The following is a 14,261-nucleotide window of genomic DNA, read 5'->3' on the forward strand; positions in this document are numbered from 1 at the left end:
GCCGCTTGGGCCCTTCGAAGCAGGGAGTAGGACGGGACATGCCGAACGGCGACAACTGGCAGGGTGACGTCCTGCGCGACCTGACGGGGGCGACGGCGCAGGGCGCGATACCCGTGACACCCACGGCACTGCCCGCCCCCGCACCCGCGCAGACGACCGCAGAGGCACCCCGTACCCGCGCCCCCGCAATCGAGGCCGGCCCACCCGCCCCGATCGCCCCCGCCACTCCCCACCCCACCCCCAACTCCCGCCCCACCCTGCCCCCCGCCCTCACCGCCACCGCCCGCAAGCCCCGCCACGGCGAGCCGCTCGTCACCCGAACCCTGCGAGCCCTGCGGCGAACCGTTTCCTCGTCCGCCGCCCGCGAGGTCGCCGAAGCGTCGAGCGTCGCCGAAGCGCTCCAGCAGCCCGTCACGACCGGGCGGCAGATCGCCGTCACCTCCATCAGAGGCGGCGCGGGCAAGTCCACCGTCGCCGCCCTGCTCGGCACCACCTACGCGCACTACCGGCACGACCCGGTCCTGCTCGTCGAGGCCGACCCCGCGCTCGGCACGCTGCCGCTCAGGCTCGGCGCCGACGCCCTGCGCTGGACGACCGCCGACGTCGCCGCCATCGTCGAGCCGCAGATGTCCCTGCTCGACATCACCGGCTACCTGGTCCAACTCCCCGACAACGCCTGGCTGCTGCCCGGTAGCCAGGGCCGTGTCGGCGCGATGCTCGACACAAAGGCGTACGAAAAGGTCATGGTGTCGCTGCGTCGCTACTTCGGGATCACCGTCGTGGACTGCGAGACCCTGCCCGCCGAAGTGGCCCGTACCGCCCTGTCCGCCTCCCAGGCCCGCGTCCTGGTCGCGCCCGCCACCCTGGAGGGCGTGGCCAGCACCCATTCCGTACTGGAGTGGATGACCGGACTGCCCCCGCACATCGTCGCCGGAACGGTCGTCGTGCTCACCCAGTCCGTGCCGCACGGCGGCGTCGACCTGGACAAGGCCGCCGGGCAGCTACGCGACACCGGCGCGAGCGTCCAACTCCTCCCGTACGACCGGCATCTGGCCGCCGGTGGCGCGATCAGCACGGACCGCTTGGCGCACTCCACCCGCACAGCGGCCACCCGCATCGCCGCCGAGGCACTCCAACTCTCCCAGCGACGACGCTGAGCGACCGAGACCCGACAGCGACAGTGACAGCGACAGTGACAGCGACATCGACATGAGTACGCGACTGATCCACCGCCCGGCCAGGACCACCCGCCCCGCGGCCACCCCCGAGCCCCGCACCATCGAGGCACCGCCCAACCTCCCCGAGGGCAAGGCGGGCAACATCGCGACGTCGCTGCTGCCCGTCGCCGGAGTGATGTCCTCCGTCGTCATGATGACGGTGCTGCGCAATAGCCAGTTCGCCGCGATCGGCGCGCTGATCCTCATCGTCACCGTCATCGGCTCCCTCGCCCTGGTCTTCTCCCAGCGCGGCAAGGCCCAGCGCACCCGCCGCACCCAGCGCGAGGCCTATCTGGAGTACCTGGAGGACCTGCGCGAGGAGCTGACCGACGAGGAGCGTGAGCGCCGCGACCGGGCGCGGGTCCTCAACCCGCCACCGGACGCGCTGTACGACATCGTCCGCGACCCGGCTCGCCTGTGGGAGCGGCGCCGCACGGACGGCGACTTCCTCCGGGTCCGCGTCGGCACCGGTGAGATGCCGGTACGGGACATCAGGATCGGCGAGCAGAGTTCGACGGTCCTCACGCCGCCCGACCGCTTCATGCTCAACGAGGCCTCGGCACTGCGCGCCCGCTTCCGCGACGGCACCGAACTCCCGCTCACCGTCCCGCTCGACCGCGTCGGCGACGTCAGCGTCGTCGGGCCGCGCGAGGACGCGCTGCGCCTGGTGCGCGCGCTCCTCGTCCAGGCCGCTGCCACCCACGCGCCGGACGACGTGGCGATGGCCGTCGCCGTACCCGGCGAGCACCTGGCCGACTGGGAATGGGCCAAGTGGCTGCCCCATCTCCTCGACCCAGAGCAGCTCGACGGCCCGGTCGCCGCCCGCCGCATCGCCCCGTCCCCGGCCCAACTCGCCCGCCGTATCGGACCCGAGCTGCGCCGCCGCGCCTCCTACGCCGCCGAGGTACGCCGTGGCCTGTCCGGCCGGGACGCCCTGGCGATGACCTCGCGGCTGCTGGTCGTCAGCGACGGCCACGGCGACGACGCCGCCGAACTCCCGCGCCCCGACGACGCGGTCGGCCTGCGCGAGATGGGCGTCACCGTGCTCCACCTGCTCGCCGAGCGCGTCCAGGAGCCCGGCCAGGTGTCCGTCCGTATCACCGTCGACGGGGACCAGGTCCGCATCGAGGACCTGCGCGATCCCGACCAGCCCGTCACCGCCCACGGCACGGTCGACGAGGTCACCGTCCCCGGCGCCGACGGCATCGCCCGGATGCTCGCCCCGCTCAGGCTCTCCGCCGAGTCGCTGGTCGACGCGCCGCTGTCCGGACCCGTCGACTTCGCCGAACTCCTCGGCATCGACGACGCGTCAGACCTGGATCTCAAACGGCTGTGGGCCCCGCGCGGTGAACGCGCCTTCCTGCGTGTCCCGATCGGCATCAGCGACTCCCACGAGCCCGTGCTGCTCGACCTCAAGGAGTCGTCCGAACTGGGCATGGGCCCGCACGGCCTGTGCGTCGGCGCTACCGGCTCCGGAAAGTCCGAGCTGCTGCGTACGCTCGTACTCGCCCTGGTCGCCACGCACCCGCCCGATGACCTCGCCCTGGTCCTGGTCGACTACAAGGGCGGCGCCACCTTCGCGCCGTTCGCCGGACTGCCGCACGTCGCGGGCGTCATCACCAACCTGGAGAACCAGGCGGGCCTGGTGGAACGGGTCCACGCGAGCCTCGCCGGAGAGGTCAAGCGCCGCCAGCAGGTACTCAAGGACGCGGGCAACGTCGCCGACATCGGCGACTACGCGGCCCTGCGCGCGAGCGAGCGCCCCGACCTCGACCCGCTCCCACACCTCTTCGTCGTCATCGACGAGTTCGGCGAACTCCTCACCGCCAAACCGGACTTCATCGACCTCTTCCTCTCCATCGGACGGATCGGCCGGTCCATCGGCGTCCACCTGCTGCTGTCCAGCCAGCGCATCGAGGGCGGCAAGCTCAAGGGCCTGGACACCTATCTCTCGTACCGGCTCGGCCTGCGCACGTTCTCCGCCGACGAGTCACGTACGGTCCTGGACACCACGGACGCCTTCCACCTGCCGCCGCTGCCCGGCTTCGGCTACCTCAAGGTCGACACCTCGGCGTACGAACGCTTCAAGGCGAGCTACGTCTCGGGCGCCTACCGTGGCCCGGTCACGCGCGAGACCGAGGACACCGGACCACTCGCGCTCCCGTACGACGCCTTCAACACCCTCACCGAGCCCGAGAGTTCCGCGCACGGGGGCGAACAGACGGTACGCCGCCGGGAGACCGGCCCCACCGAACTCGGCGTCATGGTGGACCAACTGACCGACGCCGCCGACCCGGTACGCCGCATCTGGCTGCCGCCGCTGCCCGACGCGATCACCCTCGACAAGGTCGCGGGCCCACTGGACGTCGGAGGGGCCCGCGGCATGCAGCTCGCCGGGCGCGGCGGCCCGCTGCGCGTGCCCGTCGGGCTGCTGGACGACCCGGCCAAGCAGTGGCAGGGCCGCTGGTACCTCGACCTCACCACGGCGGGCGGCCACGCCGCGATCATCGGCGGCCCGCAGTCCGGCAAGACCACCTTCCTGCGCACCCTCGCGCTGTCCCTCGCCCTCACCCACACCCCACGCGAGGTCGGCGTCTACGGCCTGGACCTGGTCGGCGGCGGACTCCAGGCACTCACCGGACTGCCGCACGTCGGCGGCGTCGCGGGCCGCGCCAACCGGGAGCGCGCCGCGCGCACGGTCGAGGAGATACGCACCATGCTGGCCGCGCGCGAGGAGCTGTTCCGCGAGCACGGCATCGACTCCGTCGACCAGCTGCGCGATCTGCGCGCGGCGGGCCGGATCGACGAGCTCGCCTCCACCGAGATCGTGCTGCTGATCGACGGATTCGGCGCGCTGCGCGACGACTTCGAGGAGCTGGACGACGCGGTCGTCGACCTCCTCAAGCGCGGCGGCGGCTACGGCGTCCACGTCGTGGCCTCGATGCTCCGCTGGAACGACGTACGGATCGCCACCCAGTCCACCTTCGGCACCCGCGTCGAGCTGCGCCTGAACGACGCGACCGAGTCCAGCGTCGACCGCAAGCTGGCCGAGACCCTGGCCCCCGACGAGCGCGGCCGCGCCCTCACCGACGGCAAGCTCTTCGCCCAGGTCGCCCTGCCCCGTACGGACGCCATCGCCGACGCGTCCGACCTCGGCACGGTCCTGGAGCGCACCGTCCGTACCGTCCGCGCCACCTGGACCGGCGAAGTCGCCCAGCCCGTACGGGTGCTGCCGCACCTGCTGGAGCCGCACCTGCTGCCGGGCCCCGCGGCCGAACCACGCCGCGTACCGATCGCCCTGGACCAGAGCGCCCTGGCCCCCGTGCACCTCGACCTCTTCGCCCATGACCAGCACCTGCTGATCATGGGGGACAGCGAGTGCGGCAAGACCAACCTGCTGCGGGTGATAGCCGACGGGCTGATCGAGCGCTACGGCGAGGACGATCTGGTCTTCGGTGTGATGGACCCGCGCCGTGGGCTGCGCGGCGCGATCCCCGAGGAGTACCGAGGCGGCTACGCCCACAACGCCAAGCTGTGCGCCGCTCTTTCGGCCGGTATCGCCACCGAGCTGGAGAAGCGGATGCCGGACGACGCCGCCGACGGTGAGCAGCTGGAGCCGGGCAGCTGGGGCTCCGGGCCGCGCATCGTGATCCTCGTCGACGACTACGACGTCCTGACGACCGCGGGCCAGCAGCCGCTCGCGCCGTTCCTGCCGTACATCCCCTCCGCGGTCGACATCGGCCTGCACTTCGTGCTCACCCGCCGCGTCGCGGGGGCGTCGCGCGGGCTGTACGAGCCGGTGGTGCAGGGCCTGCGCGAATCGGGCGCGTCGGCCCTGGTGATGACCGGCGACCGCGGCGAGGGCCAGCTGTTCCCCGGCGTGTACGCGTCCCAGCAGCCCACCGGACGGGGGGTGTTCGTCCGGCGTGGCGAACCGAACCGACTGATCCAGACGGTCCACGCGAGCAAGGACTGACCTGCGATGACCAAGAACCGAGCTGTGCCGAGCAAGGACTGACCTGCCATGACCAAGGACGTCACCGTCCTCACCCCGACCATGCCCGACCCGTGGAGCGTGCTCGCGGGTCTGCTCGCCGGTGGCCCCGACAAGCTGGTACGGGCCGCGGGCGACGGAGCCGTGGTCCAGCTCTGCGACGAGCGGGGGCGGCCGCTGGTCTCCATCGAGGCGCCCCTGTTCGTCCAGGTCGAGGGCGAGGCGGAGCGGCTGCTGGGCGCCGCCGCGCCCCACGCACCTGATGCGCCCGCCATGCCCCCCGTGCCCTTCTGGTGGACCGAGGCCCGCGCCAGCACCGGGGTCGGCGAGGCCGAGCAGTTGGCAGGGGCCTTCGCGGCCCGCGTCGTCGCGCTGCTCGGTGGCGGTGTCTGGCCGCCCGAGGCCGCGGGCGGGCTGGACGTGGTGGCCTCCTCCGGGGTGAGCGCGGTGACCGCTCCGGCCGCCGCGCAGCCCGCCGTCGACGTACTCACCGAACGCGCGGCCGTCGTCATCCAGGACCGTCCCGTCGTCGCGATGACGGCCTGGCTCTCCGACGCGCTCAGCGCCACGGCCGCCGCCGGGATCGGCCTGCAGATCGTCAGCCCGCCAGGCGCCCGGCTCACCCAGGCCGTACGTGACGCGCTCGGCGGCTGGCCTTCGCGCTGGGTGGTACGGGACGCCCGACGCGGATACTACGACGGTCTCTCCGGGGCCGTACTGAGCTGGCAGGACGGCATGTTCCAGCCGGTGCCCCGCGGTGCGGCGGTCGGCGAGGCGGACGGAGAGGCGGACGGCGGCACTCCGGTGGCCGAGTCCTTCCAGGAGGACATCCGCGACACAGGCGAGCGGCAGCTCACCCTCTCGTTCCGTACGGTGCACCCCGCCGACGAACGCCTGGTGCTCGGCGGCGCCCTGGAGGCCGTCTGGCGTGAGCTCACCGGTGGGCCCCCGGCTGGCTGGGGCACCGCCGAACCCGCGAACACCCCGTGGTCCCTACGGCAGCTGACCGACCTGGCCCGCGACCGGGCGCCCGAGCCGACCTGGCTGGTGGTGGTCGGCGACCCGGCCAGACCCGGCCTCGCCACGCTGCGGGTCAGCCGCACCGACGCGGGCGTGGAGGAGGAGGTCACGGTCACCTTCGGATACGGACCGGGCGAGGAACCCCCGCTCGCCGCCCTCCCGAAAGCCGCCGAGGCCCTGGCCACCCGCCATGACCTGCGCTCGCTGCTGGCCCAGATCCGCAAGGCCCGCCGCGACCTGTCCGTGCCGCCGCGTTTCGAGCCGCCCGCGGTTCCGGCCGGTTTCGCGCTCGGTGTGGACGAGGTACGCGCCCTGCCGGGCGACCGGGCCCGTCGTACGCCACTGGCCGCCGCCCCCGCCCAGCTCGGACCGGCCGCCCGGCACGGGCTGTACTACCCGCTGCCCGGCGACCCGTCCGACCTGTCCGGCTGGGCGGACTTCGAGCGGCTGGTCCGGCACCTCAACGGCGCTTGAACGCCCAGTCCAGCCGCGGCTCCACCGCGAACCCGAACAGCCGCCGGACCGGCGCCGTACACAGCAGGGTCACCACCACCCCCGACACGGCCGTGACGAAGATCGCACCCAGCGGCGTGTGCAGCCACTCCAGGTCGTACCAGTCCCAGAAGCGGGAGCCCTTGGCGAGGAAGCCGTGCAGCAGATAGCCGTACAGCGTGCCCGCCCCCAGCACCGTGAACCACATGTGCCGCCGGGGTACCCAGGCCAGGAAGCAGGCGACCAGCACCATGGAGCAGACGAAGAAACCGAGGGTCATCAGCACGCCGCTCCACCACGGAGCGGCCAGCTCCTGGGCGCTGTCCCGGTGGTAGAACCACTCGACGTTCATCCGCGGCGCGGCCCAGTACGCGAACGCCACCGCGCACGCGAAGACCGGTACGGACAGCCGCCGCACCTCACGGCGGCGTACCAACTGGAAGTGCTCGGGCTTCAGGAACAGGCCGACGACAAAGAACGGCAGGAACTGCAGCACCCGTTGCAGGTCGAGGTCGTTGCCGATGCTGGGTGACAGGGAGGCCAGTACGGCGATGGCGAGTGACAGCGGCACCGGCCAGCGCACCAGTTGCCACAGCGGGGTGGTCAGCCGCCAGATGAAGAGCGCGGCCAGGAACCAGGTCAGATACCAGGGGTCGAGCAGGCTGATCGGCTGGCCCGGAGCGTCGTCAGCCCATCGCTTGAAGAGGCTGTACGCGACCTCGAACACCACATAGGGGACCAGCACTCCGGTCACCAGCCGCTTGAGCCGGTCCGGCCGCATGTCGAAACTGCGGGAGAAGTAGCCGGAGATCAGGATGAAGGCCGGCATGTGGAACGCGTACACGGTCATGTAGAGCGCTTCGGCGGCACGGCTGTCGGCCGTCAGGGGCTGCCAGCCGTGGCCCATGCCCACCAGCACGATGGCCAGATACTTGACGTTGTCGAAGTACGCGTCCCGCTGCTTGACGGGTTCGGCGCCCCGGACATCGCCCCGGGAACTGGGGGAGGCGATCCGCGGCCGCTCGGTGTTCTTCACTGCGGTGGTAGTGGCGGCGTGGAACATCTGAGGCACCCTAGCCCCGCGAATGGGAATTCGTAAAACGGCCTCACAGGGTCTGTTTATGCGGCCCTCACATTGCGGCTCAGGTGACGTCGACATAGCGATCTGTTCCCGTGAGCGGAACCAGCAGGGTGACCGTTTTCTGCGCTCTCGTGCCGGTTGATACGGGCATAGCGCCTGCGGGGGACTCCGGTGATATGTCCCGGCTGCGGACCCGAGTGCGGGCCCGACTGTGTGCGCACCAACAATTCGAATGCATGACGAACACGATGTGTGTGTGGCGAAACGGGCGGGGCGGTTCAATATCATCAGCACAATCGAAGAAATTCGAATTTCTGCGCAAAGCTCCGCACAAGCGTGCGTACGGAGGTCCCGTACGAGTACCCCTGGCCCCTCGCCCCCCGCCGGTCCCTCCCGTATCGGCGGCACCCGGCGTGTGCGGTGGTCAGGTGATGTGTCAGGTGCCGCATACGGCGGGCGAGTTGGTGGCACGATGGTGTGGGCGGGGGCGTGCGGGGGCCGTGCACCTCCGGGCCGGGAGAGCGGACCGACCTAAGGTGTGATCAGTGTGGCCATTTCACTGTCAGTGGTGCTGATGTTGGGGATCATCCTGGTGGTGCTGATCCGTGGGGGGTCGATCAAGACGGGGCCCGCGATCGTCGCGATCCTCTTCGGCTTCTTCCTGGCCTCGACCGACATGGCGCCCTCGGTCAACCGCTTCCTCAACTCGATAGCGGACACCATCAACGAGATCACCTTCTGACCAGCCGCTGACGGGACCGGGACCGGGGCCGGAGGCCTGCGGCCGCAGGCCGTGTACGACCGGGAGATCCGAGACCGGAATCGGTGAGGAACGGGCGTAGTAGATTGGCGTTTTTGTCGACGTGCCGGTAACACCACCGGTAGCACCCGCACTTGAGGACACAACGTGACCACCAACGACCGGCCTCCCGTCTACGGTCAGATCACCCCGGACCCTCAGCAGCCCATCGCCCCGCCTGCCCCACCCGCTTACCTGGCCGCTCCGCACCAGCCCGCGCCCAAAGCGGACACGATCACCGTTCCCGTCATCAAGGGCAAGGCGGCCGCCTTCCTCTATCTGACGACTCTGCTCGCGCTGGTCGTCATAGCGTGGGCGCAGGTCAGCATGGCTTTGTCCGCCCGCGAGGACAGCGAGCGGTTCGAGCTCAACTACTGCGCGGGCGAGACCTACGGCGCGGAGCACTACACCGAGGCCGAGAAGGACAAGTTCCGCGAACTGTGCGGCCACGCCCCCCGCACCTCTGAGGAATAAAGCTGATCCCGGCCTCCAGAACGCGATCAGGGCCAGGCGAGGAAATGTCCTCTGACCTGGCCCTGAGTCGTGTGGAGCGGGTGACGGGAATCGAACCCGCGTAGCCAGTTTGGAAGACTGGGGCTCTACCATTGAGCTACACCCGCATATGCGGACCGCAGGTCACGACTGGCTGAAGACCGGTACGTGGACCGCGGCACGGAGAGCATCGTAGCGGGTCAACGCCCCGCGGCGCACACCCCCGTCAATGCGGAGGCCGCATCGCCTGCGGGCATGTACCCTACGTGTCGCACCGACGGGGTGTGGCGCAGCTTGGTAGCGCGTCCGCTTTGGGAGCGGAAGGCCGTGGGTTCAAATCCCGCCACCCCGACCACCAGCTCGACCAGCTCGGGCTCCGGCAAGCAAGATCGCTGGATCGTTTTTTGGGGCGCGTACCTGCTGCGGTTACTATGCAAGCTGCGCGCCCGTGTGTCTCTGTTCTGATCCGTTCTGATCCCAGTGTCTTCCGGGCGACGCTAATCCGCTGCAGCTCTCTGGCTCAGCAGAACCCAAAGCAGTCAGCCACAAGGAGACCGAACCGTGAAGAGCGCCGTGGAGACCCTGAACCCGACTCGGGTTCGGCTCACTGTCGAGGTGCCCTTCGAGGAGCTCAAGGACAGCCTCGACGCGGCGTACAAGAAGATCAACCAGCAGGTCACGGTGAAGGGCTTCCGTAAGGGCAAGATCCCGGCCCGCGTCATCGACCAGCGGTTCGGCCGCGGTGCGGTGCTGGAGGAGGCCGTCAACGACGCCCTCCCGAAGTTCTACACCGAGGCGGTCAACGAAGGTGAGCTGAACGTACTCGGTCAGCCCGACGTCGACATCACCGAGCTGAAGGACGGCGAGCTGCTGGCCTTCACCGCCGAGGTCGACATCCGCCCGACGATCGAGATCCCGGACTACTCCGGCATTGAGGTCGAGGTCGACGCCGTAGAGGTCACCGACGAGGACGTCGAGAAGTCGGTGGAGCAGCTCCGTGAGCGCTTCGCCTCCACCAGCCCGGTCGAGCGTGCCGCCGCCGAGGGCGACGTCCTCACCATCGACCTGCAGGCCAAGGTCGACGGCGAGGTCCTGCCCGACGGTGTCGCCGAGGGTGTCTCGTACACCATCGGCTCCGGTGAACTCCTCGAGGGCATCGACGAGGCCGTGACCGGCCTGGAGGCCGGGGCTGAGACCACCTTCACCTCCGAGCTCAAGGGCGGCAGCGCCGAGGGCAAGGAGGCCGAGGTGACCGTCAAGGTCACCCAGATCGCCGCCCGCGAGCTGCCCGAGCTGGATGATGACTTCGCGCAGCTGGCCAGCGAGTTCGACACCCTGGACGAGCTCAAGGCTGACAGCCGCAAGCGCCTCGAGAACATGAAGCAGTACGACCAGGCCACCCAGGCCCAGGAGCGGGTGCTCGAGAAGCTTCTCGAGCTGGTCGAGGTCCCCGTCCCCGAGAAGCTTCTCGAGGACGAGGTCAACACCCGCAAGCACAACCTGGAGAACCACCAGCTCGCCCAGATGGGCATGGACCTCGAGGGCTACCTCAAGATCCAGGGCAAGACGGTCGAGGAGTTCGACGCCGAGACCAGCGAGCAGGCGGTCAAGGGCATCAAGACGCAGTTCGTCCTGGACGAGCTCGTCAACAAGGAGAAGCTGAACGTCAACCAGGAGGAGCTCACCGAGCACCTCATGCGGCGTGCCCAGTCCTCCGGCATGAGCCCCGACCAGTTCGCCCAGGCTGTCGTCGAGGGCGGCCAGGTGCCGATGCTCGTCGGCGAGGTCGCCCGCGGCAAGGCCCTCGCGGTCGTCGTGGAGGCCGCCACGGTCAAGGACACCAACGGCGAGCTCGTCGACCTTTCGGACGACGAGGTCGAGGCCGAGGCCGCCGCCGAGCAGGCCGACGACAAGGCTGGCGACAAGGCCGAGGAGAAGAAGGAGGCCTGAGCCTCCGACCGACCCCCGATCTCGCCTAGGGCCTGATCACGTACGAGGGCCCCGGGACGCACTACGCGCCCCGGGGCCCTCGCCGTACCCGGCACACCGCGCCGTACCCGGCACCCGCGAAGTACCGCCATCAGGCCCGGCCGACAGCCCTGAGATCTGCCTCGGTGACCCTGCGCTCACAGCGAACAGTTCCCTGTGCGGGATGGCTCCCGCCTGCCTGCGCGTTAGGGTCCATAACTACGAGGGCAGGGGAGTCCCCGAAGCCGCCTGAGGCGGCGCGACGCGGGGAGTCCAGGCCCCGACCGAAGACGTGAGACGGCCCAACACCGTCGCAAGACGAGCAGGTGGATACGTGACGAATCTGATGCCCTCCGCCGCCGGCGAGCCTTCCATCGGTGGTGGCCTCGGCGACCAGGTCTACAACCGACTGCTCGGCGAGCGGATCATCTTCCTCGGCCAGCAGGTCGACGATGACATCGCCAACAAGATCACCGCGCAGCTGCTGCTCCTGGCCGCGGAGCCGGACAAGGACATCTACCTCTACATCAACAGCCCTGGCGGCTCGATCACCGCTGGCATGGCGATCTACGACACGATGCAGTACATCAAGAACGACGTCGTGACGATCGCCATGGGTATGGCCGCCTCGATGGGCCAGTTCCTGCTGAGCGCGGGCACGCCGGGCAAGCGCTTCGCGCTCCCGAACTCCGAGATCCTGATCCACCAGCCCTCCGCCGGCCTCGCCGGTTCGGCGTCGGACATCAAGATCCACGCGGAGCGGCTGCTGCTGACCAAGAAGAAGATGGCGGAGCTGACCGCCTTCCACACCGGGCAGACCGTCGAGCAGGTCACCCGCGACTCGGACCGCGACCGCTGGTTCGACCCGCTGGAGGCCAAGGAGTACGGCCTGATCGACGAGGTCATGCCCACGGCCGCAGGCGTACCGGGCGGCGGCGGCACCGGGGCCTGAGCCCCCAGCGCCCCGAGCCGACCCCCAGCCCCCTTCAGGAGACCCACAGTGAACGACTTTCCCGGCAGCGGCCTCTTCGAGCGCGCTCAGGCCGAGTACACCGGCCCGCGCGCCGAGTCGCGCTACGTCATCCCGCGCTTCGTCGAGCGCACCTCGCAGGGCGTGCGCGAGTACGACCCGTACGCGAAGCTCTTCGAAGAGCGGGTGATCTTCCTCGGCGTGCAGATCGACGACGCGTCCGCCAACGACGTGATGGCGCAGCTGCTGTGCCTGGAGTCGATGGACCCGGACCGCGACATCTCGATCTACATCAACAGCCCCGGCGGCTCCTTCACGGCGCTCACGGCCATCTACGACACGATGCAGTTCGTGAAGCCCGACGTGCAGACGGTCTGCATGGGCCAGGCCGCGTCGGCCGCCGCGGTGCTGCTGGCCGCTGGCACGCCGGGCAAGCGCATGGCGCTGCCGAACGCCCGCGTGCTGATCCACCAGCCGTACAGCGAGACCGGCCGTGGCCAGGTCTCCGACCTGGAGATCGCGGCGAACGAAATCCTTCGGATGCGTTCGCAGCTGGAGGAGATGCTGGCCAAGCACTCCAAGACGCCGATCGAGAAGATCCGTGACGACATCGAGCGCGACAAGATCCTCACCGCCGAGGACGCGCTGGAGTACGGGCTGATCGATCAGATCATCTCGACCCGGAAGATGAACAACGGCGCGGTCGTCTGAGCCGTCGCCTGACGCGGCACAGCGGCACCTGCCTCCCCTTGGCACGGTTCACGACAGGTTCACCTGATGGTGCGTGTCAAAGTGAACCGGGCCAAGGGGGGCCCGAACGGAGGGCCCGGCAAGGTACCGTCGGATAGAGGCACCAGGAGCCGCCGAACTTGGCGACTCCCAGGCGATTGGGGAAGCACCTCGTGGCACGCATCGGTGACGGCGGCGATCTGCTCAAGTGCTCGTTCTGCGGGAAGAGTCAGAAGCAGGTCAAAAAGCTCATCGCAGGCCCCGGTGTGTACATCTGCGACGAGTGCATCGACCTCTGCAACGAGATCATCGAGGAGGAACTCGCCGAGAACAGCGAGGTGAAGTGGGAGGAACTCCCCAAGCCTCGTGAGATCTACGAGTTCCTTGAGGGGTACGTCGTCGGGCAGGAGCCCGCGAAGAAGGCCCTCTCGGTCGCGGTGTACAACCACTACAAGCGCGTCCAGGCCGGCGAGAACGGCGGCGCCCAGGGACGCGACGACGCCATCGAGTTGGCGAAGTCCAACATCCTCCTGCTGGGCCCCACGGGCTCCGGCAAGACCCTCCTGGCCCAGACCCTGGCCCGGATGCTGAACGTCCCGTTCGCCATCGCCGACGCCACGGCGCTCACCGAAGCGGGCTACGTCGGCGAGGACGTCGAGAACATCCTGCTCAAGCTGATTCAGGCGGCGGACTACGACGTCAAGAAGGCCGAGACGGGCATTATCTACATCGACGAGATCGACAAGGTCGCCCGTAAGAGCGAAAACCCGTCGATCACGCGCGACGTCTCCGGCGAGGGCGTGCAGCAGGCCCTGCTGAAGATCCTGGAGGGCACCACCGCCTCCGTACCGCCCCAGGGCGGCCGCAAGCACCCGCACCAGGAGTTCATCCAGATCGACACGACGAACGTCCTGTTCATCGTGGGCGGCGCCTTCGCGGGCCTGGAGAAGATCATCGAAGGCCGCGCCGGTGCCAAGGGCATCGGCTTCGGCGCCACGATCCACTCCAAGCGGGAGCGGGAGGAGAAGGACCAGTTCGAGGACGTCATGCCGGAGGACCTGGTGAAGTTCGGGATGATCCCCGAGTTCATCGGCCGCCTCCCGGTCATCACCTCGGTCCACAACCTCGACCGTGAGGCCCTGCTCCAGATCCTGGTCGAGCCGCGCAACGCGCTGGTGAAGCAGTACCAGCGCCTGTTCGAACTCGACGGCGTGGAGCTGGACTTCGAGCGCGAGGCGCTGGAGGCCATCGCGGACCAGGCCATCCTCCGCCAGACCGGCGCGCGCGGCCTGCGCGCCATCATGGAAGAGGTCCTGCAGGCGGTGATGTACGAGGTCCCGTCCCGCAAGGACGTGGCCCGCGTCGTCATCACGGCGGACGTCGTCCGCTCCAACGTGAACCCGACGCTGGTGCCGAGGATCGTCGGCAAGAACGACGGCCGCCACGAGAAGAGCGCGTAGCGGCACTTGGTAAGCAACGCGTAGGGGCGCCACCCGGCC

The 14,261-nt window shown here is 69.5% G+C and carries 10 protein-coding genes and 2 tRNA genes; 10 read left to right on the forward strand and 2 right to left on the reverse strand.

The features are described 5' to 3' along the window. Positions 1–38 precede the first annotated feature (38 nt). The 3 genes from GCN81_RS02625 to GCN81_RS02635 are packed head-to-tail and all read left to right on the forward strand — an operon-like array spanning position 39 to position 6,705. A complete protein-coding gene (locus GCN81_RS02625) occupies positions 39–1,157 on the forward strand; it encodes a MinD/ParA family ATP-binding protein (protein ID WP_156721787.1) in 1,119 nt (372 codons plus the stop codon). A 52-nt stretch (positions 1,158–1,209) separates the two neighbouring features. Further along, entirely contained in the window at positions 1,210–5,193 is a 3,984-nt protein-coding gene (gene eccCa, locus GCN81_RS02630; protein WP_156721788.1) for a type VII secretion protein EccCa, read from the forward strand. A 48-nt stretch (positions 5,194–5,241) separates the two neighbouring features. Then, positions 5,242–6,705 (forward strand): DUF6177 family protein, encoded by a 1,464-nt coding sequence (locus tag GCN81_RS02635; RefSeq protein WP_156721789.1) that lies wholly within the window; start codon positions 5,242–5,244, stop codon positions 6,703–6,705. Here GCN81_RS02635 and GCN81_RS02640 read toward each other — a convergent pair. Then, positions 6,692–7,786: an acyltransferase family protein gene (locus tag GCN81_RS02640; RefSeq protein WP_156721790.1), complete on the reverse strand. Its 1,095-nt coding sequence runs from the start codon at positions 7,784–7,786 to the stop codon at positions 6,692–6,694. The two genes, GCN81_RS02635 and GCN81_RS02640, sit on opposite strands and share 14 nt — an antisense overlap. A 565-nt stretch (positions 7,787–8,351) precedes the next feature. On the opposite strand from GCN81_RS02640, the gene GCN81_RS02645 reads away from it, so the two are divergent. Together GCN81_RS02645 and GCN81_RS02650 are read left to right on the forward strand one after the other, a co-directional pair. Beyond that, on the forward strand, positions 8,352–8,546 hold the full coding sequence (locus GCN81_RS02645; protein WP_156721791.1) for a hypothetical protein: 195 nt from the start codon (positions 8,352–8,354) through the stop codon (positions 8,544–8,546). A 165-nt stretch (positions 8,547–8,711) separates the two neighbouring features. Continuing rightward, positions 8,712–9,077: a hypothetical protein gene (locus tag GCN81_RS02650; protein WP_156721792.1), complete on the forward strand. Its 366-nt coding sequence runs from the start codon at positions 8,712–8,714 to the stop codon at positions 9,075–9,077. A gap of 72 nt (positions 9,078–9,149) precedes the next feature. Here GCN81_RS02650 and GCN81_RS02655 read toward each other — a convergent pair. Further along, positions 9,150–9,223 (reverse strand) — tRNA-Gly (locus tag GCN81_RS02655). 150 nt (positions 9,224–9,373) lie between these two features. Between GCN81_RS02655 and GCN81_RS02660 the strand changes: the two genes are divergently transcribed. The 5 genes from GCN81_RS02660 (at position 9,374) to clpX (ending at position 14,222) form a co-directional block, all read left to right on the forward strand. Beyond that, a tRNA-Pro gene (locus tag GCN81_RS02660) sits at positions 9,374–9,450 on the forward strand. A 206-nt stretch (positions 9,451–9,656) separates the two neighbouring features. Further along, complete coding sequence (gene tig / locus GCN81_RS02665) at positions 9,657–11,045, forward strand: trigger factor (RefSeq protein WP_156721793.1); 1,389 nt, start codon at positions 9,657–9,659, stop codon at positions 11,043–11,045. A 364-nt stretch (positions 11,046–11,409) separates the two neighbouring features. Further along, on the forward strand, positions 11,410–12,015 hold the full coding sequence (locus GCN81_RS02670) for an ATP-dependent Clp protease proteolytic subunit (protein ID WP_197287451.1): 606 nt from the start codon (positions 11,410–11,412) through the stop codon (positions 12,013–12,015). Between the two features lie 48 nt (positions 12,016–12,063). Next, positions 12,064–12,744, forward strand: a complete 681-nt coding sequence (locus GCN81_RS02675; RefSeq protein WP_156721795.1) for an ATP-dependent Clp protease proteolytic subunit — start codon at positions 12,064–12,066, stop codon at positions 12,742–12,744. Between the two features lie 191 nt (positions 12,745–12,935). Continuing rightward, complete coding sequence (clpX, locus tag GCN81_RS02680) at positions 12,936–14,222, forward strand: ATP-dependent Clp protease ATP-binding subunit ClpX (RefSeq protein ID WP_156721796.1); 1,287 nt, start codon at positions 12,936–12,938, stop codon at positions 14,220–14,222. Positions 14,223–14,261 lie beyond the last annotated feature (39 nt).

It is taken from the genome of Streptomyces apocyni, assembly GCF_009739465.1.
GTDB classification, from domain to species: domain Bacteria; phylum Actinomycetota; class Actinomycetes; order Streptomycetales; family Streptomycetaceae; genus Streptomyces; species Streptomyces apocyni.

Excerpts from the sequence above, each read along its gene's own strand:
- GCN81_RS02670 (WP_197287451.1), top strand. The coding sequence starts at position 11,410 with ATGCCCTCCGCCGCCGGCGAGCCTTCCATCGGTGGTGGCCTCGGCGAC.
- GCN81_RS02635 (WP_156721789.1), top strand. The coding sequence starts at position 5,242 with ATGACCAAGGACGTCACCGTCCTCACCCCGACCATGCCCGACCCGTGG.
- eccCa (WP_156721788.1), top strand. The coding sequence starts at position 1,210 with ATGAGTACGCGACTGATCCACCGCCCGGCCAGGACCACCCGCCCCGCG.
- GCN81_RS02640 (WP_156721790.1), bottom strand. The coding sequence starts at position 7,786 with ATGTTCCACGCCGCCACTACCACCGCAGTGAAGAACACCGAGCGGCCG.
- GCN81_RS02625 (WP_156721787.1), top strand. The coding sequence starts at position 39 with ATGCCGAACGGCGACAACTGGCAGGGTGACGTCCTGCGCGACCTGACG.